Genomic DNA, 25,398 nt, shown 5'->3' on the forward strand with positions numbered 1-25,398 from the left:
CCGGCTTGCCGCCGGAGCGCCCGGTTGCGAAAAGGCCGCGTGATGAGACCGAACCTGCCGCTCCGCCTCGCGATCCTCGTCCTCCTCGTCGGCTGCGGACCCGTGGCTGCGGAGGTCCCGGCCTCCGGACCGCCCGCCTTCGACAGGGCCTTCGCGGGTCTCGACGCGCTGGTGCGCGCGAAGGGAAGCCCGGCGCGGCTCGGCAAGCCCTGGGAGGCGGAGGCGCTGAAGGCGGTCTGGGACGTCGACGCCTATCTCGGGCGGCCGCCCTACGGCGCCGCCGATGTCGGGCCGCTCCTCGACATGTTCGGCAAGCAGGGGCGCCTGTTCAAGAGCTACGCCCTCGCCGCCCCGCCGGGCGCCGTGCCGGACACGGCCCGCAACACCGCCGTCTATCAGGACGAGATCGTGCGCGCGCAGGCCGCCATGCTGCGGGTGATCGGAGCGCTCTCGCCGGCCATGTCGGACTTCGTGCGCAAGCTGAAGCCGGCCGACCTCACCGCCACCCGGCGCGACGGCCTGCGTCAGGCCCGGCTCGGGCTTCTCGAGATGATCTCGGGGGCGGCCCTCACCCTGCGCAGCCCAGCCCTACGGGACCCGAACCGCGTGATCCTGGCCGATGCCCTGGCGCGCGACGGCGACGGGCTCGCCGCGCTGATGACGAGACCCGACCGCGAGGCGGCCAGTGCCGCGATGCGCACGGCGCTGCCGAGCCTCACGCCCGAGGCGCGCGCCGGGGCGAACCGCTTCATCGCGGCGCTGGCCGACGAGCGCTGCGAGACCCTCTGCGCGATCGAGTAGGGTCAGTGCGTCCAGGGGGCGGTGCGGTTGAACTTGAAGTTGTCGGAGTAGGACAGGCCCTTGCGCAGCATCGGCCGCTGGGGCTCCTCGACCCGGTAGGCGATGCCCTGGCGGGTCGCGTAGGCCACGGCCTCCTCGCGGGTGTCGAACTCGAGATGAACCTGCTGGAGCATGTCCGACGAGCCGGTCCAGCCCATCAGCGGGTCGGTCTGCCGCGGGCTCGACTGGTCGAACTCGAGGAGCCAGGCCTTGGTCCGCGCCATGCCGGACTGGGAGGGGTCCTTGGAGGGCTGGTAGATGCGCGCGCTCGACATCGTCTCTCTCGCCAGGTCCTTCGCTTCGCCTTGCCGATCCGCAAGCTGATGGTCGGGGCGATAGGATTCGAACCTACGACCCCCTGGTCCCAAACCAGGTGCGCTACCAGACTGCGCTACACCCCGACTGATTGGGTTCTATGGACTCGCCCAGGGGCCGGCAAGAGCCGTCGCGACACGGCCCAGCCACCTTGAACGGCGCCCCGCACAACCCACCTCCGGCGGCGATGGGGCGCTACGCGCGCGACGGGACCCGCACGATGATCGATCTCCACTACTGGCCGACGCCGAACGGCCACAAGGTGACGCTGTTCCTGGAGGAGGCGGGCCTGCCCTACACGATCCGGCCCGTGAACATCGGCAAGGGCGAGCAGTTCGAGCCCGGCTTCCTCAAGATCGCCCCGAACAACCGCATGCCGGCGATCGTCGACCACGATCCCGTCGGCGGCGGCGGGCCGATCACGCTCTTCGAGTCGGGGGCCATCCTGCTCTACCTCGCCGAGAAGACCGGCCGCTTCATCCCGCAGGATCCGAGGGGCCGGGCCGAGACCCTGCAATGGCTGTTCTGGCAGATGGGCGGGCTCGGGCCGATGCTCGGGCAGAACCACCACTTCTCGCAATACGCGCCCGAGAAGATCCCCTACGCCATCAAGCGCTACGTCGACGAGACCAGCCGGCTCTACGGCGTGCTCGACCGTCGTCTGGCCGACCGCGCCTTCGTGGCGGGCGCCGCGTACGGCATCGCCGACATGGCGTCCTATCCGTGGATCGTGCCGTGGGAGAAGCAGGGCCAGAGGCTCGACGACTTCCCGCACCTGAAGCGCTGGTTCGAGGCCATCGCCGAGCGCCCGGCGACCAAGGCCGCCTACGCCCGCGCGGCGGAGGTGAACCCGGACCACGGCAAGTCGATGAGCGAGGACGCCAAGAAGGTGCTGTTCGGCCAGACCGCTCAGAGCACCGCGCGGTAGGCTCTCAGCGGCGCAGGCTGTCGAGAGGCACCGGCGCCGCGTGCGGGCGGCTGGCGAGCATCCCATCGATGAGCACCAGCACCTCGGCGCGCCCGCAATTCGCGGCGGGCTCGAAGGGCGTCCAGGTCTGGACGAAGTCGAGGCGCTCGAACACGTCGCGGTAGCGGCGCAGTTCGGCGGTCGTCAGCGGCACGCCGCGCACGAAGGCCTTGTGCGCGGAGATCGTGGTGGCGCGGCGCCGGTCCTGCGGGTCGAGCTCGAACTTCAGGGCATCGCCGCAGAGCAGGATGCGCCGCCGCCGGTCGTAGAGCACGGCGTGCCCGTCGAAATGGCCGGCCGTGCGGTGCAGCTCCAGGCCGGGCAGCGGCTCGAGAAAGTCGTCGTAGGGCCAGGAGACCTGAAGCGCCGCGCTCCAGGTGAAGTCAGCGGCCGGCAGGCAGAGCTCCGGGTCGAAGCGGTCCTGCAGCTGCGCCAGCGCCGCGTAGGAGTGCGGATGCGAGGCCGAGAGCACCTGCATCCCGCCGAGCCGCGCGATCTGGTCGAGGGCCGCCTCGCTGAAGACCGGGCAGGCCTCGAAGCCCATGTTCCCGGCCTCGGTCCGGATCAGGTAGGCGCTCGGGCCGATGCCGGAGACAGGCTCGTTCCAGAAGCGCCAGACGCCGGGCTCCAGCTCCTCCCAGTGGCAGGGGAAGCGCTCCTGAGCCTCCCGCTCGGTCCAGAAGCGCCAGCCGTCCTGCGGGACGACGTGGCGGGCGTCGAGGCAGAGCGGACAGGAGGGCGGCGCCTCGAAATGCCGCTGCCAGAACCCGCAATTGTCGCAGACATAGGCGGGCAGCTTGAGGGCGCCCGCGAAGGGCAGGTAACCGGGCACGGGCGTTTCCCCTGACGGCCGGACCGGCCGGGCCCCTCCATACAAGGCCGCCGTCCGGCGGAGAAGCGGCGCGACAGGGGCTCAGCGGCCGCGAAGCAGGCGCCGGGGCGCGCTGAGGAGGCCGGCGACGGCGGCGCTCCCGAGGAAGACGCTGCCCGCGACGCCGAGCATCAGCAGGTCCCGCTCGCGGCTCGTCCAGAACTCGGTGCGCGTCGGCTTCTCCCGGTCGCCGAAGCGGCCTTCGGTGGCGGCCGGGCCCGGCACCGGCTCGAAGAGGTTGCCTTTCCGGTCGGGCATGGCGCCGTCGGAGAGCTGGCTGTCCCAGGCCTCGGCGGCCTTGCGGTCGGCGAAGCCCGGCGCGATGGCCTGCGCCGCGGCCATCATCAGCGTCGAGCGGCCGACCCAGATCTCCCGCTGGGGGCTCTCCACGGCGCCGACGATCGCCTCCGCGCAGAGTGCAGGGCTGAACACCGGGTCCGGCGCGACCTGATTGCGGCCGGTGCGGGTGCGCGACCAGTCGAACTGCGGCGTGTTCACCGCCGGCAGGTAGACGACGCTGAGGCTGACGCCGACGCGCTCGTGGATCAGCTCGGCGCGCAGCGCGTCCGTGAAGCCGCCGACCGCCGCCTTCGCCGCGCAGTAGGGCGCCTGGAGGGGCGCGGCGCGGATCGCGAGGCCGGAGGAGACCTGCACGATGGCGCCCCGCCCGCGCGGCTTCATGTGGCGGAGCGCCGCCAGCGTGCCGTGGACGGCGCTGAGATAGGTGGTCTCGGTGACGCGCCGGTACTCGTCGGGCCCGATCTTGTCGGCCGGGCCGACGATCGTCGACATGGCGTTGTTGATCCAGGCCCGGATCGGGCCGAGCGTCGCCTCGATGCGCTCCGCGGCGGCATCGATGGCAGCCGCGTCCGAGGCGTCCGCCGGGATCGCGAGCACGCGCGCGCCGCGGGCAGTGATGGAGGCCGCCGCCTCTTCGAGCCGGGCGGGCTCGCGGGCGATCAGGGCGACCGACCAGCCCCGCTCCGCAAGACGCCGCGCCGTCGCCAGACCGATGCCGGCGCTGCCCCCCGTGACGACTGCGACGCCGGCCATCTCACGTCCTCCGCGATCGGTCGACAAGCGATGCCGACCGCGAAGGTTTCACATCAGGCGCCGCGCCCTTGCGTCGCGCCGCCTCAGCCGTGGGCAGGTGCCGCGTGCGGGTCGTTCCCGTGGCCGTCCGCCGGGCGCTTGCCGCGCTTGCGCTCGATCCAGATCAGCACGCGCCGGATCGCCACGTAGAAGACCGGGGTCAGGAACAGGCCGAACAGGGTCGCGCCGATCATCCCGAAGAACACCGCCGTGCCGAGGGCCTGACGCATCTCGGCGCCGGGGCCGGTGGCGATGACGAGCGGCAGCACGCCGAGGATGAAGGCGAAGGCCGTCATCAGGATCGGCCGCAGCCGCAGGCGGCAGGCCTCGACCGCGGCGGCGACCGGCCCCTTGCGCTCGGATTCCTCGATCTGGTGGGCGAACTCCACGATCAGGATCGCGTTCTTCGCCGCCAGGCCGATCAGCACGATGAGGCCGATCTGCGTGAGGATATTGTTGTCCTGCCCCCTCAGCTGCACCCCGAACAGCGCCGAGAGCACGCCTGTGGGCACCACGAGGATGATGGCCAGCGGCAGCGCCCAGGATTCGTACTGCGCCGCGAGCACCAGGAACACGAGCAGCACGCCGAGCGCGAACACGTAGATCGCCGTGCCGCCGGCCGCCTTCTGCTGGAAGGCGATCTCCGTCCAGTCGTAGGCGAAGCCCTCCGGCAGGTTCTTGGAGGCGATCTGCTCCATGGCGTCCAGCGCCTGACCCGTCGAGATGCCGGGCTTGGCCGCGCCCTGGATCGGCACCGAGTAGAACAGGTTGAAGCGCTGCACGATCTGCGGACCGGTGATCTCGCGGATCGAGGCCAGCGTCCCCATCGGCACCAGGGCGCCGGTGGAGGAGCGGACCTTGAGCTGCTCGATGTCGGTCTTCGAGAGGCGGAAGGGCGCGTCCGCCTGCACGCGGACCTGATAGATGCGGCCGAGCGTGTTGAAGTCGTTCACGTAGGCGCCACCGAGGTTGGCCTGCACCGTCGAGAAGACGTTGGCGAGCGGCACCTTGAGCATCCGCGCCACCGTGCGGTCGATGTCGAGGTAGAGCTGCGGCGTGTCGTTGCCGAAGGTCGTGAAGACCCGCTGCACGTCCTTGCTCTGATTCGCCTGGCCGAGGATCTCGTTGACCGAGGCGAGCAGCGGTCCGATCGCCGAGGACTGCCGGCTCTCGATCTGCATCTTGAAGCCGCCGCCGGTGCCGAGGCCGCGCACGGGCGGCGGCGCGATCACGATGACCCGCGCCTCCTCGATGCCGGACGTCGCCTTGATCACGTCGCCGGTGATGACGGCGGCGGTGCGGCCGGCAGCGGCCCTCTCCTTCGCGTTCTTCATCGTCAGGAACATCACGGCGCTGTTCGTGGTGTTGGTGAAGGTGGCGCCGTCGAAGCCCGAGATGATGACCGTGTTGGTGACGCCGTCGACCTTGCGGGCCTCGGCGGCGGCGCGGGTGATGACCTCGGTCGTCCGCTCCAGCGAGGCGCCGGAGGGAAGCTGCACGACGCCGATCAGGTAGCCCTGGTCCTGCTCCGGGATGAAGCCGGCAGGCGTGACGTGGGCCAGCCATACCGTTCCGGCGATCAGGCCGGCATAGACGAGAAGCATGGCGAGAAGCGCCACCACGTGGCCGGTGAGCCAGGAGATCACGCGCCCGTAGCCCCGCGAGAGCGCGTCGAAGCCGCGATTGAAGCGGTCGGCGGCCCAGGCGGCGAAGCGGGCGAGGAAGAACGTGGGCTTCTTGTGCTCGTGGTGGGGCTTCAGCAGCAGCTTGCACAGCGCCGGCGAGAGCGTCAGCGAGTTGAAGGCCGAGATCAGCGTCGAGGCGGCGATCGTGAGCGCGAACTGCTTGTAGAACTGGCCCGAGATGCCGGGGATGAAGGCGGTTGGAATGAACACCGCCGAGAGCACCAGCGCGATCGCGACCACCGCGCCGCCGACCTCGTCCATGGTCTTATGAGCCGCCTCTCCGGCCGAGAGCCCGTCGGCCATGTTGCGCTCGACGTTCTCCACCACGACGATGGCGTCGTCGACGACGATGCCGATGGCGAGCACGAGCCCGAACAGGGTGAGGTTGTTGAGCGAGAAGCCGAAAGCCGCCATCGCTGCGAAGGTGCCCACGAGCGACACGGGGATGGCGAGAACCGGTATCAGCGCCGTGCGCCAGCTCTGGAGGAAGACCAGAACCACGATCACCACGAGCCCGACCGCCTCGAACAGCGTCTTGTAGACCTCGTGGATCGACTCCTCGATGAACTCGGTCGGGTTGTAAGCGATTCGGTACTCGACGTCGGGCGGGAAGGTCTTCTTGATCTCGTCCATGCGCGCCCGCACGTCCGCCGCCGCCTGGAGCGCGTTGGTGCCCGGACGCTGGAAGACGCCGACGCCGATCGCCGCCTTGTCGTTGAGGAAGGACTTCGTGACGTAGTCCTTCTGGCCCATCTCGATGCGGGCGATGTCCTTCACGCGCACGAGGCGCCCGTCGGACGCCTTGACGATGACCTCGGCGAACTCCTCGGGTGTCTGGAAGCGCCCCTGGGACTGCACGATGAGCTGGAACGCGTTCGACATCGGCGCCGGCGGGGCGCCGAGCGCACCGGCCGCGACCTGCACGTTCTGCTCCTGCAGCGAGGAGATCACGTCCGTGGTCGAGAGCCCGTAGGCGGCGAGCTTGTTCGGATCGAGCCAGATGCGCTCGGCGTATTCCGAGCCGCCGAACACGGTGATGTCGCCGACGCCGTCGAGGCGCAGCAGCTCGTCGCGGATGTTCAGGTAGATGTAGTTCGAGAGGTAGTTCTGGTCGTAGGTGTTGTTCGGCGAGAGCAGGTGCACGACCAGCATCAGGTCGGGCGAGGCCTTGCGCACCGTGACGCCGAGGTTACGCACGTCCGGCGGCAGACGGGGCTGGGCCACCGAGAGCCGGTTCTGCACGAGGACGTTGGCGATATCGAGGTTGGTGCCGACCTTGAAGGTGACGGTCAGCTGCATGTTGCCGTCGTTGGTCGACAGCGACGTCATATAGAGCATGTTGTCGACGCCGTTGACCTCCTGCTCGATCGGCGTCGCGATCGTGGCGGCCACCGTCTCCGCGTTGGCTCCCGGATAGGAGGCGCGCACCACGACGGTCGGCGGCACGATCTCGGGATACTGCGAGACCGGCAGGTTCTCGTAGGCGACGAAGCCGAGCAGCAGGAAGACGATCGACGTGACCGAGGCGAAGATCGGCCGATCCACGAAGAAATGGGCAAAGCGCATCGGTCACACCTCTCGGCCGTCCGCGCCGCGGGGCGCCTGACGGCCCATCATTTCCCGGTGCCGCGCGAGAGGGCGCGAAACCCCGTCTTGTTCCGAAGCCTGCCCGATCCGACCGGACCGGGCTCGTCCGAGAGTCCCGCCCCCTGCCGCCGGGCCGTCGTCAGGCCCGGTTGGGCGGAAGCTGCTTGGTCTCCGGCGTGACCTTCACGCCGGGGCGCACGCGCATCAGCCCGTTGATGACGACGCTCTCGTCGCCCTTCAGCCCCTCGCGGATCACGCGGTAGCCGTCGACGAGCGGCCCGAGCTTCACGTCGCGGGCGCTGACGGTGCCGTCCTCCGCGACGACGTAGACGATGCGCTTGTCCTGGTTTGCCGAGACGGCGTCGTCGGGCAGCAGGATGCCCTGGAACGGCCGCGTCGCCGGCAGCGAGACGATTCCGAACAGGCCCGGCTTGATGAAGTTGTCCGTATTCTCGACGGTGGCGCGCAGGAGCACGGTGCCGGTGGCGTTGTCGACGCGGTTGTCGACGAAGTCGACGATGCCCTTGCGGGTAGGCTTCGCCTCGCCGGTCAGCGCCACCAGGATCGGCACGCCCTTGTCCTTCTGGGTCACGCCCATGCCGATTCCGAGCGTCGACTGGTACTTGAGGAAGGAGCGCTCATCGACCGTGAAGCTGAAATAGATCGGATCGAGGGAGACGATCGTCGTCAGCATCGTCTGGTCGGTGATGACGATGTTGCCCTCGGTCACGAGGCGGCGGCTGATGCGGCCGTTGATCGGCGCCTTCACCTCGGTGAAGTCGTAGTTGAGCTGGGCCTGCCGCAGGGCCGCCTCGGCGCTGTCGACGTCGGCCTGTGCGGTCTGCGAGGCCTGGCGCCGCTGGTCGGTGACCTGCTCGGAGATGTTGCCACCCTTCGAGAGCACCTGCGCGCGCTCGAGATCGGTCTGGGTGAAGGAGAGCCTCGCCTTGGCCGAGACGAGCGCGGCCTGGGCCTGCTCGAGCGTCGCCTTGTAGGGCCGGCGGTCGATGACGAAGAGCACGTCGCCCTTCTTCACCGTGGCGCCGTCCTGGAAGGCGATCTTCTCGAGGTAGCCGGTCACGCGGGCGCGGACCTCGACGAACTCAACGGCATCGAAGCGGCCAGTGTAGAAATCGCGCTCGACGATCTCCTTCACGACGGGCTTCGAGACGGTGACTTTCGGTGGAGGCCCGCCGGGGGCCTGTGCGGCCGCGGGGGATGAGACGGCCGCCAGCGAGAGCGCGAGGAGCGGCGCGAAGAGCCGGAATGCATGCATGGTCCGAGGGTCCTGACACTTGCGCCGTAGAAGGTCGGCGCCGTTCGCGTCGTGCGCCAGCGCACACGCTCGTGCTGCGGCGCACCGGTCGATCGCGGCCTGAGCCCCCAAAGGCCGCGTCAGTTCTCGATGGGTTCGCCGGCCGCGTACCAATCCTTGAAGCCACCCTTGTAGTGGGCCTCGATCGGCAACCCCGCCTCCTGTGAGGCCCGCAGGGCATGGACGGAGCGGACGCCCGACCCGCAGGAGAAGATCGGCCGGCGGGAATCGTCCCGGATCAGGGCGGCGATAGCCTGCGGATCGAACTCGGACAGGGGATGGGTCACGGCGCCGGGGATATGGCCGGCCTCGTACTCGTGGGGCTCGCGCACGTCGATGACGAGGAGCGAGCCGTCCGCGAGGCCCTGCTTGACCGTGTCGCGGTCGAGATCGACCACCTTCATAGAACTCTCCCTCGGCCGTCGCCGGGCGCCGGGGCGCCGCGAGGGCCGGGTTCGGAGGAGGCGGGCTCGCAGCGATCGAGCCGGCGCCGGGAGGCGCTGTCTTATTCGCGAATCCCGGCCGGCTGCAACCGCACCGGGCGCACCATCCCCTCAGAGCGCGGCGACGGCGGCATCGGCCCGCTCGAAATGCCGCTCCCAGGTCGGGGGCGCGTAGCCGTCGAGCCGGGCGGCGCACGCCGTCCTGAAGGGCGATCCGGGTTCCGACAGGGCCTCGACGGCGCGGGCCCAGCCGGGCCCGTCGAGCGGATCGAGGAACTCGGCGAAGCGCTCGCCGATCTCGCGGTGGACGGCGATGTCGGAGGCCACCACGGGCAGGCCGCAGGCGGCGGCCTCGACCACCGGCAGGCCGTAGCCCTCGATGAAGGAGGGCATCAGCAGGGCCGTGGCGCCGCGCATCAGCGCCGCTAGCCCGTGCGTGGACAGGCCGGAGACCTCGACGACGTGCTCCCGGATCGCGGGGCAGCGCTCGAGCATGTCGACGATGTTCTCCGCCTCCCAGCCCCGGCGCCCGACCAGGACGAGCCGCGGCGTCGCCGCGCCGAGGCGCTCGGCGAGCGCGCGCCAGAGATGGAGCAGGAGCAGGTGGTTCTTGCGCGGCTCGATGGTGCCGCAGGCGACGAAGGTCGGCCGGTCCGGAACGATGCGCGGGCCGTCGGGGCGAAAGCAGGCCTCGACGCCGAGATGGGCGACGGTGACCGGCCGCGCGGGAAAGCCGTCCTGCGCGATGCGGCGCGCGGTGCGCTCGCCGACATCGGCCGAGTTGGCGATGACGGCCGCGGCGTGCCGGCCGATGGTGCGCATCCGCTCCGCGTGCCGCGCGTCCTCACCCGGCCGTCCGTATTCGGGGTGGGTGATGGGGATGATGTCGTGGACGAAGAACACCGGCCGCACGTCGCGCCGGGTGTAGAGCCAGTCGAACCGCTGCGGCAGGTCGAGGCGAAGATGCGAGGTGTGGAGGTAGACCGCTCCCTCCGGCAGGGCCTCGACGCCCTGTCCGCGCAGCATGCGCAGGGTACTCTCGGCTTGCGCCCGGCGGCGGCGCAGCGCCGTGCCGCGCGCCCTCGAAGGGCCGGTGCCAACCGGACCGGCATCGGAGTCTCCGAGCCGCGCCGCGAGCCGCCGGTAGACCGGATCGTCCGCGGCGGCGACATCCTCGACCCAGCCGGCCGCGACGGCATCGACGATCCGCAGTGCCTCGGCACGGTCGAGCACGCGCGGGCCCAGCGCCGTGGACACGAGGCCGAAGCTCTCGGACGCGCCCCCGAGAACGTGCCGCGCATAGGCGAGGTCCACGCGGTCGATGCCGCTCGGGCTCGCGTGACCGAGCCGCGTGACGAGACGGGTGAGATCGATCGCGACGGGACGGGTGCGCATGGGCTCCGGAAGCAGGACAAGGCAGGCGGATCTGGGGCGGCGGCTTCCGGAGCCGTAACCCCGCGCTGTCCTCCCCGCCATCCGAGGGGGCCGCGAAATCGGGGTTGCGCCCTCGAGGACCGAACGCTATCACCCGCGGGCCCTTTGGGGCGTCGGAGCGTAGCGCAGCCCGGTTAGCGCACTAGTCTGGGGGACTAGGGGTCGGAGGTTCGAATCCTCTCGCTCCGACCATAACATCGCCGGGTCGATGTTTTTCCTCGCCAGCCCCTCTTAGTGATGCCCTCGCACAGGCCGGCGAAGGCTTTGTGCATGATCCGCCTTCGCAAACTCGCGGGGCGAGGACGAGCTTGCATGCCGATGGATCGCAGCTCGCCGCAGTCCATCGACGGTCTCGGAGACGGACCCCCGATCGGTGAGGCCGGTCCGCCCGATCAGCCCGGGTGAAACACCACCTTCACGCAACCGTCCTCCTTCTTCTTGAAGGCGTCGTAGAGGGCCGGACCGTCGGCGAGGTCGGCCGAGCGGTGGGTGATGAGCGAGGTCGTGTCGATCCGGCCTTCCTGGATGAGCTTCGTCAGCGGCTCCAGGTAGCGCTTCACATGGGTCTGGCCGCTCTTCAGGGTCAGGCCCTTCTGCACGATCGAGCCCATGTTGACCGGGATCGGACCACCGTAGACGCCGGGCACCGAGACGATCCCGCAGGGCCGCACGGCCTTGATCGCCTCGGCCAGCGCGATGGGGCGCTCCGTGGAGGTCAGCTTCTCCTGGATCGCCGTGACGACGCCCGCGAGGCCGTGGCCGCCGCTCGCCTCCATCCCGACGCAGTCGATGACGGCGTCGGCGCCGCGACCGCCGGTGATCGCCTTGATGCGCTCGAACACGTCCTCCGATTCGAAGTCGATGATGTCAGTCGCGCCCGCCTTGATCGCGAGGGCGATCCGCTCGGGAACCGTCTCGATGACGATGATCCGCTCGGCGCCCATGATCTTGGCGGACTGGATCGCGAAGTAGCCGACCGGGCCGGCGCCCCATATCGCGATGGTCTCGCCGCCCTTGATCTCGCAATGCTCGGCGCCCTGCCAGCCGGTCGGCAGGATGTCCGTCAGGAACAGGACGGATTCGTCGTCCATGCCCTCGGGGACCTTCATCGGCGCCACGTCCGCCATCGGGACGCGCACGTACTCGGCTTGGCCCCCCGCGTAGCCCCCGGTCAGGTGCGAGTAGCCGAAAAGGCCGGCCGTCGTGTAGCCGAACTGCGCGGCCGCCATGGCGGCGTTGCGGTTGGAGCGCTCGCAGACGGAGAAGTTGCCGAGCCTGCACTGCCGGCACGCGCCGCAGTTGATGTTGAAGGGGACGACGATACGGTCCCCCTTCCGGAACTTCGCGTGCCCGGATCCGACCTCGACCACCTCGCCCATGAACTCGTGCCCGAGCACGTCGCCGCTCTCCATGGTCGGCATCAGCCCGTCCATGAGGTGCAGGTCCGAGCCGCAGATCGCGCAGCTCGTCACCTTGATGATCACGTCGCGCGCGTCCTCGATCGTCGGATCGGGCACCGTATCGCAGCGGATGTCATTCTTGCCGTGCCAGCAGAGCGCCTTCATGTGCGAACTCCTGCGGACGGCCCGGAGGGACCGCCTCGAATGATCGTTGCGTCGGGAGGGCGCCTGCTCGAGCAGCGCGCCTGTCCAGGCAAGTCCACGACGACTCGGCATGTTCCCCGATCCGGCATGCAAACACCGGTTGCGGCCTCACGCTTCCTCTCGCGAGCGCGGCCCACGAGAACGGGATGTCCCGCCGCTCATCGCGCATGCCATGCTTGCGCGACCGGCACGTGCGCCGGAACGGTCCAGGGACCCGCCCATGCTCGCTCTCGTTCTTCCGATCCTGCTGGCGCTCGTCGCCGGCGCGAGCGTCGTCACGCAGCAGGTGATGAACGCCAACCTGCGGGGCCTGATCGGCTCGGCAGCGTGGTCGGGCTTCGCGAGCTACGCGATCGGGCTCGTCTGCATGCTCGGGCTCGCCGTGGCGCTGCGGGACCCGCTTCCCTCCGCCGCCGTGGCGGCGCGGGTGCCCTGGTGGGCCTGGAGCGGCGGCGCGCTCGGCGCGCTCTTCATCGGGCTGGCGATCTTCCTCGTGCCGCAGCTCGGCGCCGCGACCTTCATCGCGCTGCTGGTGACGGGGCAGATGATGGCCTCGCTCGCCCTCGACCATTACGGCGTGCTCGGGCTGCCCCGGCACGGCGTCGACCTGCCGAGGCTCCTCGGCATGGCCTTCCTCGTGGCGGGCGTCGTGCTGATCCGCCGCTGAGTCAGAAGAAGATCGGCCGGGCGCTCATGGCGTGCTCGGCGAGGATGTCGCCGGTCGCCGGGTCGATCTCCTTCATGACCACGTCGTAGCCCCAGAGGTCGGCGAGATGCTGGAGGACGCGCCGGGCGTCCTCGGCCTGGAGGGTGATGCGGTTGAGCGCCCGGTGGTGGAGGATCAGCCGGCGGTCGCCGTCAAGATCGACGTCGACCACCTCGATGTCGGGGTCGAGCCAAGCCACGTCGTAGGCCTTGGCGAAGGAGCGGCGCATCTTCCGGTAGCCGCGCTCGTCATGGATCGCCTCGACCCGCATCTCCGGCTCGTCGGGATCGTCGATGACGTGGAACAGGCGCATGTCGCGCATCAGCTTCGGCGACAGGAACTGGGCGATGAAGCTCTCGTCCCGGTAGTTCGACCAGACGTCGCGCAGCACCTCCATCCCGTCGCCGACCCCGGCGATGTCGGGAAACCACTGCCGGTCCTCGGCGGTGGGATTCTCGGCGATGCGGGCGATGTCCTGCATCATGGCGAAGCCGATGGCGTAGGGGTTGTGGCCGCCGTAGCCGCGCTCGTCGAAGTTCGGCTGGCGCACGACGTTGGTGTGCGACTGCAGGAACTCGAGATAGGCCGCCTCGCCGATGCGGCCGTCCCGCGAGAGAGCGTTCATGATGCGGTAGTGGACGTAGGTCGCGCAGCCCTCGTTCATGACCTTGGTCTGGCGCTGCGGGTAGAAGTACTGCGCCACGAGGCGCACGATCCTCAAGATCTCCCGCTGCCAGCGCTGGAGGCGCGGCGCCACCTTCTCCAGGAAGTAGAGGATGTTCTCCTGCGGCAGCTCGAGGAGCGCCCGGCGGCGCTCGGCCGCGTGGTCGGTGCCGGCCGCGCCCGCCTTCTGCGGCAGGGTCCGCCAGAGATCGTTGTAGATCTGCTCGCCGTGCTCGACGCGCTCGCGCTCCCGGCGCTGCTCGGAGGCGAGGTCGGGCCGCTTCTTGCGCGGATAGCGGTGGACGCCCTGGCTCATCAGCGCATGGGCGGCGTCGAGCACCTGCTCGACGGCCTGATGGCCGTAGCGCTCCTCGCAGCGAGTGATGTAGCTCTTGGCGAAGTCGAGATAGTCGAGGATGCCCTCGGCGTCGGTCCACTGCTTGAAGAGATAGTTGTTCTTGAAGAAGTGGTTGTGGCCGAAGGCGGCATGCGCGATGACGAGCGTCTGCATCGTCGCCGTGTTCTCCTCCATCACGTAGGAGATGCACGGGTCCGAGTTGATGACGATCTCGTAGGCGAGGCCCATCAGGCCGCGGCGATAGCCGGCCTCGTGCTGCGCGAAGTGCTTGCCGAAGGACCAGTGCTTGTAGAACAGCGGCATGCCGATCGACGCGTAGGCGTCGAGCATCTGCTCGGCGGTGATGATCTCGATCTGGTTCGGGTACCAGGACAGGCCGAGCTCCGGCCCCGCCACGGCCTCGCAGGCGTCGTGGATGCGCCGGATGGTGTCGAAGTCCCAGTCGTTGCCGGTGAAGAGGGGTTCTCCGGCAACGGCCTTCTGCGGTGCGGGGCGTGTCATGCCGTCTCCCGGTTGAGCGCTTCGGCCGACGTACAGCTCTCCCTCTCCCCCATGCGGGAGAGGGTGGCCCGCGAAGCGGATCGGGAGAGGGGAGCGCCGTCTCCGGAGAGGGCGCTCCCCTCTCCCGACCCTCGCTGACGCGAGAGCCCCCCTTCCCCGCAAAGGGGGGCGGGAAACGCGCGTGTAATGGCACGAGAAACGCTCATGCCTCGGCCTCCGCTCGCGCGTCCTTCCGGCCGAACAGCTCCCGGAACACCGGGTAGATGTCGCGCCGGTGGTTGACCTTGCGCATGGCGACGGGGCCGCCGGCCTTGGCGATGGCCTCGTAGGTGCGCCACAGGGTCGTGCGGTGCTCGACGAAGCCGGCCCGCGGCCCGTTCTCGTCGCCCACTTCCAGATAGGCGAAGTGCTGGCAGGCGGGCAGGATGTGGGAGCGCAGCAGCTCCGTCGCGGTCGGCCCGTCGCTCGACACGTTGTCGCCGTCGGAGGCCTGGGCGGCGTAGATGTTCCAGTCGTTCGGGTCGTAGCGCTCGGCGACGATGCGCTTCATCTCGACCAGCGCGGAGGAGACGAGTGTGCCGCCGGTCTCGCGCGAGCCGAAGAACGTCTCCTCGTCGACCTCCGTCGCCCGGTCGGTGTGGCGGATGAAGACGATCTCGACGTGGCGATAGCGCCGCGTCAGGAAGATGTGCAACAGGATGTAGAAGCGCTTGGCGAGGTCCTTCATGTGCTCGGTCATGGAGCCGGACACGTCCATCAGGCAGAACATCACCGCCTGGGCGATGGGGCGCGGATAGGGCTCGAAGCGCCGGAAGCGCAGGTCGATCGGGTCGACGTAGGGGATGCGCTTCGCGCGCTCGCGCAGGGCCTCCAGGCGCTCGCGCAGGTCGGCCGAGGCGCCCTCCCCGGCCTCCGCGATGCGGGCTTCGAGCTCCGCGATCTCCTCCGGCTTCGGGCGCTTGAGCGCGATGCGCCGCGACATCGAGTTGCGCAACGTCCGCGACAGGGCGAGGTTCGCCGGCGAGCCCGAGACCGTGTAGCCGGCACGGCGCAACCCCTCCGTCTCGACCACGGACAGGCGCCGCTTGGCGAGATCCGGAAGTTCGAGGTCTTCGAGGAACAGCTCCAGGAACTCGTCGCGGGTCAGGACGAAGCGGAAGGCGTCCTCGGAGTTCTCGCCGCCGTCGCCGCCCTCCCCCGCGCCGCCCCCGCCGCCGCCCTGGCCCGGTGGGCGCTCGATGAGGTCGCCCTCCACGTAGGTCTTGTTGCCGGGCAGGATGTAGTCCTGACGACCCGTTCCGGGCTGGCGGGCGAAGCGGGGCTCGCGCACGCCGTCGGCCGGCACCGAGACGCGCCCGTCCTTGCCGAGATCCTTGATGTCCTTCTCGCGGGCGGACTCGCGCACGGCGCGCTGCGCCACGTCCTTGATGCGACGGAGAAAACGCTGCCGGTTGGCGAGGCTCTTGCCGCCTGGATTGAGCCGACGGTCGACGATGTGCATCCGGTGTCTACGTCCCTCGCCTTGGGCCTCTTGGCCGGAGCGGGAAGGTGGAGCGTCGAGGCTCGTCCCCGAAAGTGGCGGCGGCAGGGACGCGCCTCGATACCCGGGTGATCGGCGGGCGGGCTTGTCGTCAGCCCGCCTGCTTCACGCGCATGTACCACTCGACGAGGCGCCGGACCTGCCGTTCGGTATAGCCCCGCGCCACCATGCGCTCGACGAACTCGCCGTGCTTCTTCTCGGTGTCGCCGTCCTTCTTCGAGCCGAAGGAGATGACCGGCAGCAGCTCCTCGACCTGGGAGAACATCCGCCGCTCGATGACCTCGCGCAGCTTCTCGTAGCTCGTCCAGTTCGGGTTGCGGCCGCCGTTCTGCGCCCGCGAGCGGAGCGAGAACTTCACGACCTCGTTGCGGAAGTCCTTGGGGTTGGCGATGCCCGCCGGCTTCTCAATCTTGGTCAGCTCCTGGTTCAGGAGCTCGCGGTTGAGGAGCTGCCCGGTCTCGGCGTCCTTGAAGTCCTGATCCTCGATCCAAGCATCCGCGTAGTCGATGTAGCGGTCGAACAGGTTCTGCCCGTAGTCGTGGTAGGATTCGAGGTAGGCCTTCTGGATCTCGTGGCCGATGAACTCCGCGTAGCGCGGCGCCAGCTCGCCCTTGATGAACTCCAGGTAGCGCTTCTCGGTTTCCGGCGGCAGCTGCTCCCGGCGCAGCGCCTGCTCCAGCACGTACATGAGGTGCACCGGGTCGGCGGAGACCTCGTTGGTGTCGTGGTTGAAGGTCGCGGCCAGCACCTTGAAGGCGAAGCGGGTCGAGACCCCGTCCATGCCCTCGTCGACCCCGGCCGTGTCCTTGTACTCCTGCATGGAGCGGGCGCGCGGATCGACCTCGCGCAAGGACTCGCCGTCGTAGACCCGCATCTTGGAGAAGGGGTTGGAGTTGGCGTGCTCGCGCAGGCGCGACAGCACCGAGAAGCGGGCGAGCATCTCAAGCGTGCCCGGCGCGCAGGCGGCGTCCGACAGTTCGGAGCCCGAGATCAGCTTCTCGTAGATGCGCTGCTCCTCGTGGACGCGCAGGCAGTACGGCACCTTGATGACGTAGATGCGGTCGATGAAGGCTTCGTTGTTCTTGTTGGTCTTGAAGCTCTGCCACTCCGCCTCGTTCGAGTGCGCGAGGATCACGCCGGTGAAGGGGATCGCGCCGATGTTCTCGGTGCCGACGTAGTTGCCCTCCTGCGTCGCCGTGAGCAGCGGATGCAGCATCTTGATCGGCGCCTTGAACATCTCGACGAACTCGAGAACGCCCTGGTTCGCCCGGTTGAGGCCACCGGAGTAGGAGTACGCATCCGGGTCCGCCTGCGAGAGCGTCTCCAGGCGCCGGATGTCGACCTTGCCGACGAGGGAGGAGATGTCCTGGTTGTTCTCGTCGCCGGGCTCGGTCTTGGCGATGGCGATCTGGCGCAGCCGCGAAGGCCGCACCTTGATGACCTTGAAGCGGGAGATGTCGCCCTCGAACTCGTCGAGGCGCTTCAAGGCCCAGGGGCTCATCAGCCCGGTGAGGCGCCGGCGCGGGATGCCGTAGCGGCGCTCGATCTCCGGGCCCATCGTCTCGGGATCGAACAGGCCCAGCGGGCTCTCGAAGACCGGGGAGACCTCGTCGCCGGCCTTCAGCGCGTAGATCGGATGCACCTCCATGAGGAGCTTGAGGCGCTCGGCCAGCGACGACTTGCCGCCGCCGACGGGGCCGAGCAGGTAGAGGATCTGCTTGCGCTCCTCGAGCCCCTGCGCCGCGTGCCGGAAGAACGAGACGATCCGCTCGATCGTCTCCTCCATGCCGTAGAACTCGGTGAAGGCCGGATAGACGCGGATGGTGCGGTTCATGAAGATCCGCCCGAGACGCGCGTCCTTGGCGGTATCGACGAACTCAGGCTTGCCGATGGCGTCGAGGATCCGCTCGGCCGCGCTCGCATACATCAGCGGCTCGTCGCGGCAGGCCTCCAGATATTCGGAGAGGCTCATCTCCGTGTCCCGGCGCGCTTCGTACCCGCGGGCGAAGCTCTGAAAAAGGTCGTTCGTCGCTTGCAGAGCCATGCGATAAACCTCTCAGGACATCAGACAGCTTCATCCTGTCTCGGATCGGATGCAACTCACAGGCCCGCTTTTGTCGCAGTGCGGCAGAGACCGGGGGCCGCCGTGTGCTTCCCGCAACACTGTGCGGATTGTGCAACGACGGCCCGCCGGAGGCTCACAGGTCCGTCGAATCCTTCTTCGCGTCGTCCTTCTTGCCCGAGCCCGCCTCGACGGTGAGACGGATGTTCTGGGTCTGCACCGCGCCGTCCGCGTTTTTCACCTCGACGGTGACCTCGTCGGAGCCGGTGAATCCAGCCTTGCTCTGGTAGAACAGGGCCTGAACGGCGGCCTCCTTGTTCGGGCAGCGGTAGCTCGCCGGCGTCTTGGTCTTGCCGGTCTTGGTGACGATCGAGCCGTTCTTGGGCGCCGTGACGATGCGGAACTCCGGCATCGGGCCGACGGCGCAGTCCTTCTTAAGATTCGGCGCCAGGACCAGCCGGACCGACTTTCCGCTCGCGGCGGTCTCGGAGCGCGTCACCGTCGTCTCGGCCAGGGCGGCCGTCCCTGCCGAGGCCATCGTCAAGCCGAGGGCCAGGGCGGCGAGCGGGCGGAACGTCTGCATGGTCTGAAGTCTCCTCCTGCGCTCGCGGAAGACGGAGCACGGCCGCTCCGATGCGATGCGCCGGCCGGATGTGGGGAGCGCGACCGTCGAGAACGAGGGCCTCGTGTCGCGCGCCGCATCCGAGACCGGCATTCCCGCGCCGCAGCCGCTCCCTGCGCGACGCTCGTAGGCGGGAGCCGGGGCGCTGGTGTACCAGGGCTGCAAGCGGAAGCCCGGCGAGACGAACCGCGCCGAGAAGAAGGGGAGGACGCCGGAATGTCCCTGGCCCTGCGCCATTTCATTCCCAACACGCCGTCGGTCAGCCTGCGCGAGCGTGCGCGCTCGGCGGCGGGCGCCCTCCTCGGAATCCTCTGCACGGGCCTGATCTGCCGGGCGGCCATCGGCCCGGACGCGGCCCTGCCAGCGCTGATCGCGCCGATGGGCGCCTCCGCCGTGCTGCTCTTCGCGGTGCCGGCGAGTCCCCTGGCGCAGCCCTGGTCGATCGTCGGCGGCAACGGCGTCTCGGCGCTCGTCGGGGTCGCGGCGGCGATGCTGATCCCGAATCCGTTCGTCGCCGCCTCCGTCGCGATCTGCGTGGCGATCGCGCTGATGATGTCGCTGCGCTGCGTGCATCCCCCGAGCGGCGCCGTGGCGCTCACCGCCGTGCTTGGGGGCCCGGGGATCCACGATCTCGGCTTCGGCTTCGTGCTCTGGCCGGTCGGCGCGAACACGCTCGCGATCCTCACCGTGGCGCTCGTCTTCAACAACCTGGTCGGCCGCTCCTACCCGCACGTGCCGAGCCGGCCGGCCGGGGCGCCCGGGGAGCCGCCCGCCGCGAACCGCGTCGGCTTCACCTCCGCCGATCTGGACGAAGCGCTCAAGGGCTACGACCAGCTCCTCGAGGTCGATCGGAGCGACCTGGAGACGATCCTGCGGCGGGTCCAGATGCACGGCTACGCCCGGCGGGCGGGCGAGACGGTCTGCGCCGACATCATGTCCCGGCAGGTCGTTGGGATCGCGCCGGACGCGCCGCTCTCGGAGGCCCTCGACCTCCTGCGGGGACATCACATCAAGGTGCTGCCGGTGACGGACGAGAGCGCCCGCGTCCTCGGCATCGTCACGCAGACGGACCTTCTCGACAACGCAGTCTGGGACAGCGCCGGGCCGCGCCTCGGCTGGGCCCGGCGCCTCAGCCTCGCCGCCCGGCGGGGACGCGCTCCGGCGGGCCGGGTCGAGGACATCATGACCGCGCCCGTCGTCACAGCACGGCCGGAGACCCGCATCGCCGAGGTCGTCGCCAGGCTCTCCGAATCCGGGCTCCACCACATGCCCGTCGTCGGCGAGGACGACCGGCTCGTCGGCATCATCTCGCAGAGCGATCTCGTCGTCGCGCTGCTCGCCGACGCCGCCGAGCGCGGGGCCAAGGCGGAGCCGGTCCCCGCCTGAGGCTCCCGCGCCTCAGCGCTGGAGCACCGCCGCCACGGCGCCGGTCACGCGGGCGATCTGCGCGGCGTCGAACTCGTTGGCGAGCGCCGCGCGAAGCCCGGCCTCGATGCGATCCCGCTCGCCGATGTCGTCGAACGGCGTCTGAGGGATGTCCTGCTCCTTGAGTCGGCAGGCCTTGCGGATCGTCTCCGCGGCGCGAAGAAGGTCCTCGCGGGCCGCCGGTCCCATCTCCCAGAGCGGGTTGCGCAGGCGGCTGATGACCCGGCGCGCGTCGCGGTAGTCGCGGTCGACCGCCGTCAGGGCCTCGATCTGGCTGACGAGGAAGGTCAGCTCCAGGACCTCGCCGGCGGCCTCCGGACATGTCCGGACGATCCGCAGCATGCGGGCCATCAGTTCCTGGGCGGGAGACAAGCGGCGCCGAGCCTCGGTCATGCGCGCCTAACGCGGCGCTCAAGGCAAAGTTCAGGCGAACGGTACGACGGTCAGAGCGGGCCTTCGCGACGGGATCTCACGCCTCCGGCACGGCCCTCAGCGCGGCCAGCGCCGCCTTGCAGGCGTGAAGCTCGGAGAGGACCGCCTCGATGGCCTCGCGGTCGACGGGCGGCTCGCCCCCCGCCTCGGCCGCGCCCTCGGCGCCGGCCTCCGCCGCACCGTCCGATACGCTGTCCTGGGGGCTCGGCGCCCCCGCGACCGCCTCGCCCCGGCCGACCGCCTGGACGAAGCGCAGTCCTTGCGTGCGGACCACGCGCTGCGCGCCGCGGATCGTGTAGCCCTGCCCGTGCAGGAGCTGGCGGATGCCCTTGATGAGGTCGACGTCCTCGGGGCGGTAGTAGCGCCGGCCGCCGGCCCGCTTGATCGGGCGGATCTGCGCGAACTTGGTCTCCCAGAAGCGCAGGACGTGCTGCGGCACCTCGATGGCTGCCGAGACCTCGCTGATGGTGCGGAAGGCACCGGCGCTCTTCTCGGCCGTCTCGGCCGTCACCACTGCGAGCGCCATGCGTCCCACTCTCGATCAGAAGCCGCCGGAAGGGGGCCCGCGCTCACTCGTCGTCGGCGTCGTGGGCGGCGCTGAGCCCGTTGATCCGCGCCTTGAGGACGTTGGATGGCTTGAACACCATGACCTGCCGGGGCTCGATCGTCACCTCGACGCCGGTCTTCGGGTTGCGGCCGACGCGCTGGCCCTTGCTGCGCACCACGAAAGAGCCGAACGAGGAGAGCTTCACCGTCTCGCCCTGGGCGAGGCAAGTGCAGATCTCCGACAGGACCGTCTCCACGAGGGCGGCGGACTCCGTGCGGGACAGCCCGACCTGCTGATAGACGGCCTCGCTCAAATCGGCGCGTGTGACCGTCCGCCCTGCCATGCTTCCCCTCGTCCGATTCGACGCTCGACCGCGTATCTCTATGATTCAGCACGCTAATCGGCCCGCAACGACGGGTCAACCGCCGTGAAGCGATCCGCGCGACGCCTACCAGCGGATCAGCGCGGCGCCCCAGGAGAAGCCGCCGCCGATGGCCTCGATCATCACGAGGTCGCCGTCCTCGATGCGCCCGTCCTTGCGGGCGGTGTCCAGCGCCAGCGGGATCGAGGCGGCAGAGGTGTTGCCGTGCCGGTCGACGGTGAGCACCACCCGGTCGCGGGGGATGCCGAGCTTGTCGGCGGAGGCCTCGATGATCCGCCGGTTCGCCTGGTGGGGCACGAACCAGTCGAGATCGGCCGCCTCGAAGCCCGCCTTCTCGAAGGCGTCCCGGATCACGTCGGTCACGGAGCCGACGGCGAAGCGGAAGACCTCCTTGCCCTGCATGCGCAGGTGGCCGGTGGTGCCCGTCGAGCCGGGACCGCCGTCGACGTAGAGCTTGTCGCGGTGGCGCCCGTCCGAGCGCAGGCTCGCCGAGAGCACGCCCCGGTCGTCGCTCGTGCCCGTGCCCTCGCGGGCCTCGAGCACGATGGCGCCGGCCCCGTCGCCGAACAGCACGCAGGTGGTGCGGTCCTCCCAGTCGAGGATGCGCGAGAAGGTCTCGGCGCCGATCACGAGGGCCCGGCGGGCGCCGCCCGTGGTCAGGAATCGGTCGGCGGTCGAGACCGCGAAGACGAAGCCGGCGCAAACCGCCTGGAGGTCGAAGGCCGCGCCCTGCTCGATGCCGAGCGCCGCCTGGATCTGCGTCGCCGTCGAGGGGAAGGTGTGGTCCGGCGTCGAGGTCGCGCAGATCACGAGGTCGATGTCGGCACCCGACAAGCCGGCGTCGTCGAGCGCCGCCCGCGCCGCCTTAGCGCCGAGCGTCGAGGTGGTCTCGTCGGGGGCGGCGATATGGCGGCGGGTGATGCCGGTGCGCTGGACGATCCACTCGTCGGACGTGTCGACCCGCTCGGCCAACTCGGCGTTGGTGACGACCTTGGCCGGGAGAGCCGAGCCGCAGCCGACGACGACGGAACGCAGGGCTGCCATGGGTGCCTCCTCCCGCTGCCGCTCAGGCCGTGACCGACGTGGGCGACTGGTCCAGCATGTCGCGGATCGTGCGCATCAGGTCGTGCCGGGCCATGTCGTAGGCAAGGTCGACGGCGGCCGCGAAGCCCTGCGCATTCTCGGAGCCGTGGCTCTTGATGACGATGCCCTCGAGCCCGAGGAAAACGCCGCCATTGGCCCGGCTGGGGTTCATCTTGTCCCGCAGCGCCTGGAAGGCCTGCCGGGCGAAGAGGTAGCCGATCTTGGCCATCAGCGTGCGGCTCATCGCCGAGCGCAGGTAGCTCCCGATCTGCTTGGCGGTCCCCTCGGCGGTCTTCAGGGCGATGTTGCCGGTGAAGCCCTCGGTCACCACGACGTCCACCGTGCCCCGGCCGAGGTCGTTGCCCTCGACGAAGCCGTGATAGGCGAGGTTGCCGGGCTCGCTCTCGCGCAGCAGGCGCGCAGCCTCCTTCACGGCCTCGTTGCCCTTCATCTCCTCGGTGCCGACATTGAGGAGCCCCACGGTCGGGCGCTCGATGTCGAAGACGATGCGGGCCATGGCCGCGCCCATCACCGCCATCTCCACGAGATGCTCCGCGTCGGTGCCGATGGTCGCGCCGACGTCGAGCACCACGCTCTCGCCACGCACCGTCGGCCACAGGCAGGCGATGGCCGGGCGCTCGATGCCGGTCATGGTCTTGAGGCAGATCTTCGACATCGCCATCAGCGCGCCGGTGTTGCCGGCCGAGACCGCGGCCTCCGCCTGGCCGTCGCGCACCGCCTGGATCGCCTGCCACATCGAGGACTTGCCGCGCCCCTGGCGCACCGCCTGGCTCGGCTTGTCGTCCATGGCGACGGCCACCGTGGTGTGGCGGATCTCGACGGCGTCCTTGAGGCGGGGCTCGGCCGCCACGAGCGGCGCGATCACCGCCTCGTCGCCGAACATCAGGAAGGTCAGGTCCGGATGCCGCTCGCGGGCGATGGCCGCCCCCGGCACGACCACGGACGGACCGTGGTCGCCGCCCATGGCGTCGAGCGAGATGCGCACCCGTTGGGACATGAGAGACCGAGCCGAAAGCCTAAGGCGGAGGAAGGGCCTGACGGAGCGGCCCGGAGGGTCCGGCCCTGCCGGCGGGGCGGAAAATAGCGATCCGCGCCCGCCGGGCAAACGAATTCGGGATTCAGCCTTCCCGGCCCTTCAGCCGGTGCAGCGCTGCGAGGGGCTTCTCCGCCGCCTCCTCGTGCGGCTCGAAGGCGACGCCGGGCTTGCGGGGATAGGGGTCGAGGCCGAGCGCCAGGAACTCGGCGGTGAGCGCGCCGAGGTCGATGCGGCCGCCAACGATCGGGTCCGGCACGTCCTCGTCCTCGGCGTCCGTTCCAGCGAGCCGGTCGGTATCGGTGAAGGCGACCTCGACCGGCTCGGAGACCTCCGTCTCGAAGGGCTCGAGCGTCACCGAGCAGGTCTGCGTGATCCGGGCCTCGACCGTCCCCGTCACGACGAGGCGCGTGGTGGGGCCGTCCGCCCGGAAATGGCCGCTGAGCGCGTGGATCGCAGGCAGGCCGAAATCGGCGGCGAGGGCGGCGCATTCCTCCGGCGTCGCCTCGACGGTGTAGCCGTCCGGCCCCTGGCGGAGGCGGTCGACGGGCACGCTGCGGGACAGCGGGGAGGAGCCGGGAGGAAAGGTTCTGTCGGCGCTCATGCGGGTCTCCCGTACTGGGCCGGATCGGGAAAGAGGGCGGCGCCGCCGAGGATGCCGTCGAGATCGATCCGGGCAAGGCCGGCGGCGGCGGCGAGGACGTAGGCCGCGAGCGCCTCCGCACCGTCCTCCTCGCGGCCGAGCACGTTGCGCGCGAGGGCGAGCGCCAGGGCGGGCGTGTCGCCGGCCTCGATCGCTCCCTGATAGCCGGAGGCGCGCCCGTAGAAGGCGGCGCCGAGCTTCTTCATGCGCTTGGGCACGCCGACGTCGCCGACGCCGAGCTCCCGCAGCGAGGCGTCGAACTGGAGGAAGACCGAGTTCACGAGGTCCTGGGCGATGTCCGGCCCAGGCGACGGCAGGGTGTTGAGCCGCCGCAGCAGCAGGATCGCGTGGAGCGTCAGCGACTCGAAGCGGCCCTCCACGGTGTCCGGCACCCCGAGCGCCGTGTAGAGGCCGGGCTGGCGGGAGGCCTCGCTGAGGCGCAGGTGCAGCGCCTCGATCACCCGGCGGCGATCGCCGTTGCGTCGGAAGAAGGCGCCTAGCATCCCGTCCACCGGTTGCGCTGGAGGTGTGGCCGCGCTTGCCTTGTCAAAGCCATAACCCCGCGGTACGGCACCCAACGGTCAAGGTGCAAGTGGCTTCCGGTCGTCCCGGCCGGCAGTGCACACGCGGCTGATTTCGCAACAAGATCAAGGGGGGCCGATGTCGCGCCGTCTCGTCTCGTCGCTCGCTCGCGCGGCCATCATCGGCCTTCTCGGCGGCGCCGTCTCCGGCTGCATCGGCGAGGATCTCCGCCACGGCTACCAGATCGATCAGGCGGCGCTCGCCGCCGTGAAGCCGGGCATGAGCCCGGAGCAGGTGCTCCAGACGCTCGGCACGCCCTCCACCGTCTCCACGGTCGGCAACAAGAGCTGGTACTACATCTCGCAGAACACCCGCCGCACGGTGATGTTCATGGGCGAGAGCGTCGAGGACCAGAAGGTCGTCGCCGTCTACTTCACCCCCGGCTTCAAGGTGGAGCGCGTGGCCCTCTATGGGCTGCAGGACGGGCGCGTGTTCGACTTCATCGAGCGCACCACCCCGACGAGCGGCCAGGATCGCGCCTTCCTCAGCCAGCTCTTCCGGGGTCTCACCCGCTACGAGCCCTTCGGCAGCGGCAGCGGCACCAGCGTGGTGCCCGGCGCCCAGCGCGGCCTCTAGAGCGCTTTCCGACGAAGCGGACACCGGTTCCGTCGCAGGAAAGCAGAGCATTGGCCCGACGTGGTCGGG

General features: G+C 69.9%; 24 protein-coding genes and 2 tRNA genes. 6 read left to right on the forward strand and 20 right to left on the reverse strand.

Going from position 1 to position 25,398, the window contains the following annotated elements; translation table 11 throughout:
- Positions 1-39 precede the first annotated feature (39 nt).
- Entirely contained in the window at positions 40-801 is a 762-nt protein-coding gene (locus tag MFF04_RS09385; RefSeq protein ID WP_238275304.1) for a hypothetical protein, read from the forward strand.
- A gap of 2 nt (positions 802-803) precedes the next feature.
- Here the strand turns inward: MFF04_RS09385 and MFF04_RS09390 are convergent, their stop codons facing one another.
- Positions 804-1,115: an ETC complex I subunit gene (locus MFF04_RS09390; protein ID WP_238275306.1), complete on the reverse strand. Its 312-nt coding sequence runs from the start codon at positions 1,113-1,115 to the stop codon at positions 804-806.
- 49 nt (positions 1,116-1,164) lie between these two features.
- Positions 1,165-1,241 (reverse strand) — tRNA-Pro (locus MFF04_RS09395).
- Positions 1,242-1,375: 134 nt separating this feature from the next.
- Here MFF04_RS09395 and MFF04_RS09400 point away from each other — a divergent pair.
- Positions 1,376-2,083 (forward strand): glutathione binding-like protein, encoded by a 708-nt coding sequence (locus MFF04_RS09400; protein WP_238275308.1) that lies wholly within the window; start codon positions 1,376-1,378, stop codon positions 2,081-2,083.
- Between the two features lie 4 nt (positions 2,084-2,087).
- Here MFF04_RS09400 and MFF04_RS09405 read toward each other — a convergent pair whose 3' ends face one another.
- From MFF04_RS09405 to MFF04_RS09430, 6 genes are all read right to left on the reverse strand, one after another.
- Positions 2,088-2,954, reverse strand: a complete 867-nt coding sequence (locus MFF04_RS09405; protein ID WP_238275310.1) for an MBL fold metallo-hydrolase — start codon at positions 2,952-2,954, stop codon at positions 2,088-2,090.
- Positions 2,955-3,035: 81 nt separating this feature from the next.
- A complete protein-coding gene (locus MFF04_RS09410) occupies positions 3,036-4,046 on the reverse strand; it encodes an SDR family oxidoreductase (protein ID WP_238275312.1) in 1,011 nt (336 codons plus the stop codon).
- 83 nt (positions 4,047-4,129) lie between these two features.
- Positions 4,130-7,336, reverse strand: a complete 3,207-nt coding sequence (locus MFF04_RS09415) for an efflux RND transporter permease subunit (RefSeq protein WP_238275314.1) — start codon at positions 7,334-7,336, stop codon at positions 4,130-4,132.
- A gap of 160 nt (positions 7,337-7,496) precedes the next feature.
- On the reverse strand, positions 7,497-8,633 hold the full coding sequence (locus tag MFF04_RS09420) for an efflux RND transporter periplasmic adaptor subunit (protein ID WP_238275315.1): 1,137 nt from the start codon (positions 8,631-8,633) through the stop codon (positions 7,497-7,499).
- A 119-nt stretch (positions 8,634-8,752) separates the two neighbouring features.
- Entirely contained in the window at positions 8,753-9,076 is a 324-nt protein-coding gene (locus MFF04_RS09425) for a rhodanese-like domain-containing protein (RefSeq protein ID WP_238275317.1), read from the reverse strand.
- 150 nt (positions 9,077-9,226) lie between these two features.
- On the reverse strand, positions 9,227-10,510 hold the full coding sequence (locus MFF04_RS09430; RefSeq protein ID WP_238275319.1) for a glycosyltransferase family 4 protein: 1,284 nt from the start codon (positions 10,508-10,510) through the stop codon (positions 9,227-9,229).
- A gap of 153 nt (positions 10,511-10,663) precedes the next feature.
- Between MFF04_RS09430 and MFF04_RS09435 the strand changes: the two genes are divergently transcribed.
- A tRNA-Pro gene (locus MFF04_RS09435) sits at positions 10,664-10,741 on the forward strand.
- Between the two features lie 200 nt (positions 10,742-10,941).
- Here MFF04_RS09435 and MFF04_RS09440 read toward each other — a convergent pair.
- Positions 10,942-12,114: a zinc-dependent alcohol dehydrogenase gene (locus MFF04_RS09440; protein ID WP_238275321.1), complete on the reverse strand. Its 1,173-nt coding sequence runs from the start codon at positions 12,112-12,114 to the stop codon at positions 10,942-10,944.
- A 259-nt stretch (positions 12,115-12,373) separates the two neighbouring features.
- Here MFF04_RS09440 and MFF04_RS09445 point away from each other — a divergent pair, with 259 nt between their 5' ends.
- Complete coding sequence (locus tag MFF04_RS09445) at positions 12,374-12,820, forward strand: DMT family transporter (RefSeq protein WP_238275323.1); 447 nt, start codon at positions 12,374-12,376, stop codon at positions 12,818-12,820.
- Between the two features lies 1 nt (position 12,821).
- Here the strand turns inward: MFF04_RS09445 and MFF04_RS09450 are convergent, their stop codons facing one another.
- From MFF04_RS09450 to MFF04_RS09465, 4 genes are all read right to left on the reverse strand, one after another.
- Positions 12,822-14,381: a SpoVR family protein gene (locus MFF04_RS09450; RefSeq protein WP_238275324.1), complete on the reverse strand. Its 1,560-nt coding sequence runs from the start codon at positions 14,379-14,381 to the stop codon at positions 12,822-12,824.
- A 202-nt stretch (positions 14,382-14,583) separates the two neighbouring features.
- Positions 14,584-15,882 (reverse strand): YeaH/YhbH family protein, encoded by a 1,299-nt coding sequence (locus MFF04_RS09455; protein WP_238275325.1) that lies wholly within the window; start codon positions 15,880-15,882, stop codon positions 14,584-14,586.
- 130 nt (positions 15,883-16,012) lie between these two features.
- Entirely contained in the window at positions 16,013-17,965 is a 1,953-nt protein-coding gene (locus tag MFF04_RS09460; RefSeq protein ID WP_238275326.1) for a PrkA family serine protein kinase, read from the reverse strand.
- Positions 17,966-18,119: 154 nt separating this feature from the next.
- Positions 18,120-18,566 carry a 4-aminobutyrate aminotransferase gene (locus tag MFF04_RS09465; protein WP_238275327.1) on the reverse strand — a complete coding sequence of 149 codons (447 nt, stop codon included), beginning with the start codon at positions 18,564-18,566 and terminating at the stop codon, positions 18,120-18,122.
- Positions 18,567-18,821: 255 nt separating this feature from the next.
- Here MFF04_RS09465 and MFF04_RS09470 point away from each other — a divergent pair, with 255 nt between their 5' ends.
- Positions 18,822-19,991 (forward strand): HPP family protein, encoded by a 1,170-nt coding sequence (locus MFF04_RS09470; protein WP_238275328.1) that lies wholly within the window; start codon positions 18,822-18,824, stop codon positions 19,989-19,991.
- A gap of 12 nt (positions 19,992-20,003) precedes the next feature.
- Here MFF04_RS09470 and MFF04_RS09475 read toward each other — a convergent pair whose 3' ends face one another.
- From MFF04_RS09475 to MFF04_RS09505, 7 genes are all read right to left on the reverse strand, one after another.
- Positions 20,004-20,423 (reverse strand): hypothetical protein, encoded by a 420-nt coding sequence (locus MFF04_RS09475; RefSeq protein WP_238275329.1) that lies wholly within the window; start codon positions 20,421-20,423, stop codon positions 20,004-20,006.
- A 76-nt stretch (positions 20,424-20,499) separates the two neighbouring features.
- A complete protein-coding gene (locus MFF04_RS09480; protein WP_238275330.1) occupies positions 20,500-20,988 on the reverse strand; it encodes a MerR family transcriptional regulator in 489 nt (162 codons plus the stop codon).
- A gap of 43 nt (positions 20,989-21,031) precedes the next feature.
- Positions 21,032-21,352: an integration host factor subunit alpha gene (locus MFF04_RS09485; protein WP_238275331.1), complete on the reverse strand. Its 321-nt coding sequence runs from the start codon at positions 21,350-21,352 to the stop codon at positions 21,032-21,034.
- Positions 21,353-21,457: 105 nt separating this feature from the next.
- Positions 21,458-22,435: a beta-ketoacyl-ACP synthase III gene (locus tag MFF04_RS09490; protein ID WP_238275332.1), complete on the reverse strand. Its 978-nt coding sequence runs from the start codon at positions 22,433-22,435 to the stop codon at positions 21,458-21,460.
- Between the two features lie 22 nt (positions 22,436-22,457).
- On the reverse strand, positions 22,458-23,492 hold the full coding sequence (gene plsX, locus MFF04_RS09495) for a phosphate acyltransferase PlsX (protein WP_238275334.1): 1,035 nt from the start codon (positions 23,490-23,492) through the stop codon (positions 22,458-22,460).
- A 121-nt stretch (positions 23,493-23,613) separates the two neighbouring features.
- Positions 23,614-24,132, reverse strand: coding sequence for a YceD family protein (locus MFF04_RS09500; RefSeq protein ID WP_238275335.1), 519 nt, complete (start codon positions 24,130-24,132; stop codon positions 23,614-23,616).
- Positions 24,129-24,674 carry a ubiquinol-cytochrome C chaperone family protein gene (locus MFF04_RS09505; protein ID WP_238275336.1) on the reverse strand — a complete coding sequence of 182 codons (546 nt, stop codon included), beginning with the start codon at positions 24,672-24,674 and terminating at the stop codon, positions 24,129-24,131. Before MFF04_RS09505 ends, MFF04_RS09500 begins: the two co-directional genes overlap by 4 nt.
- Positions 24,675-24,831: 157 nt before the next feature.
- On the opposite strand from MFF04_RS09505, the gene MFF04_RS09510 reads away from it, so the two are divergent.
- A complete protein-coding gene (locus tag MFF04_RS09510) occupies positions 24,832-25,329 on the forward strand; it encodes an outer membrane protein assembly factor BamE (RefSeq protein ID WP_238275337.1) in 498 nt (165 codons plus the stop codon).
- Positions 25,330-25,398 lie beyond the last annotated feature (69 nt).

The organism is Methylobacterium jeotgali, assembly GCF_022179345.1.
In the GTDB taxonomy this organism is placed as follows: domain Bacteria; phylum Pseudomonadota; class Alphaproteobacteria; order Rhizobiales; family Beijerinckiaceae; genus Methylobacterium; species Methylobacterium jeotgali.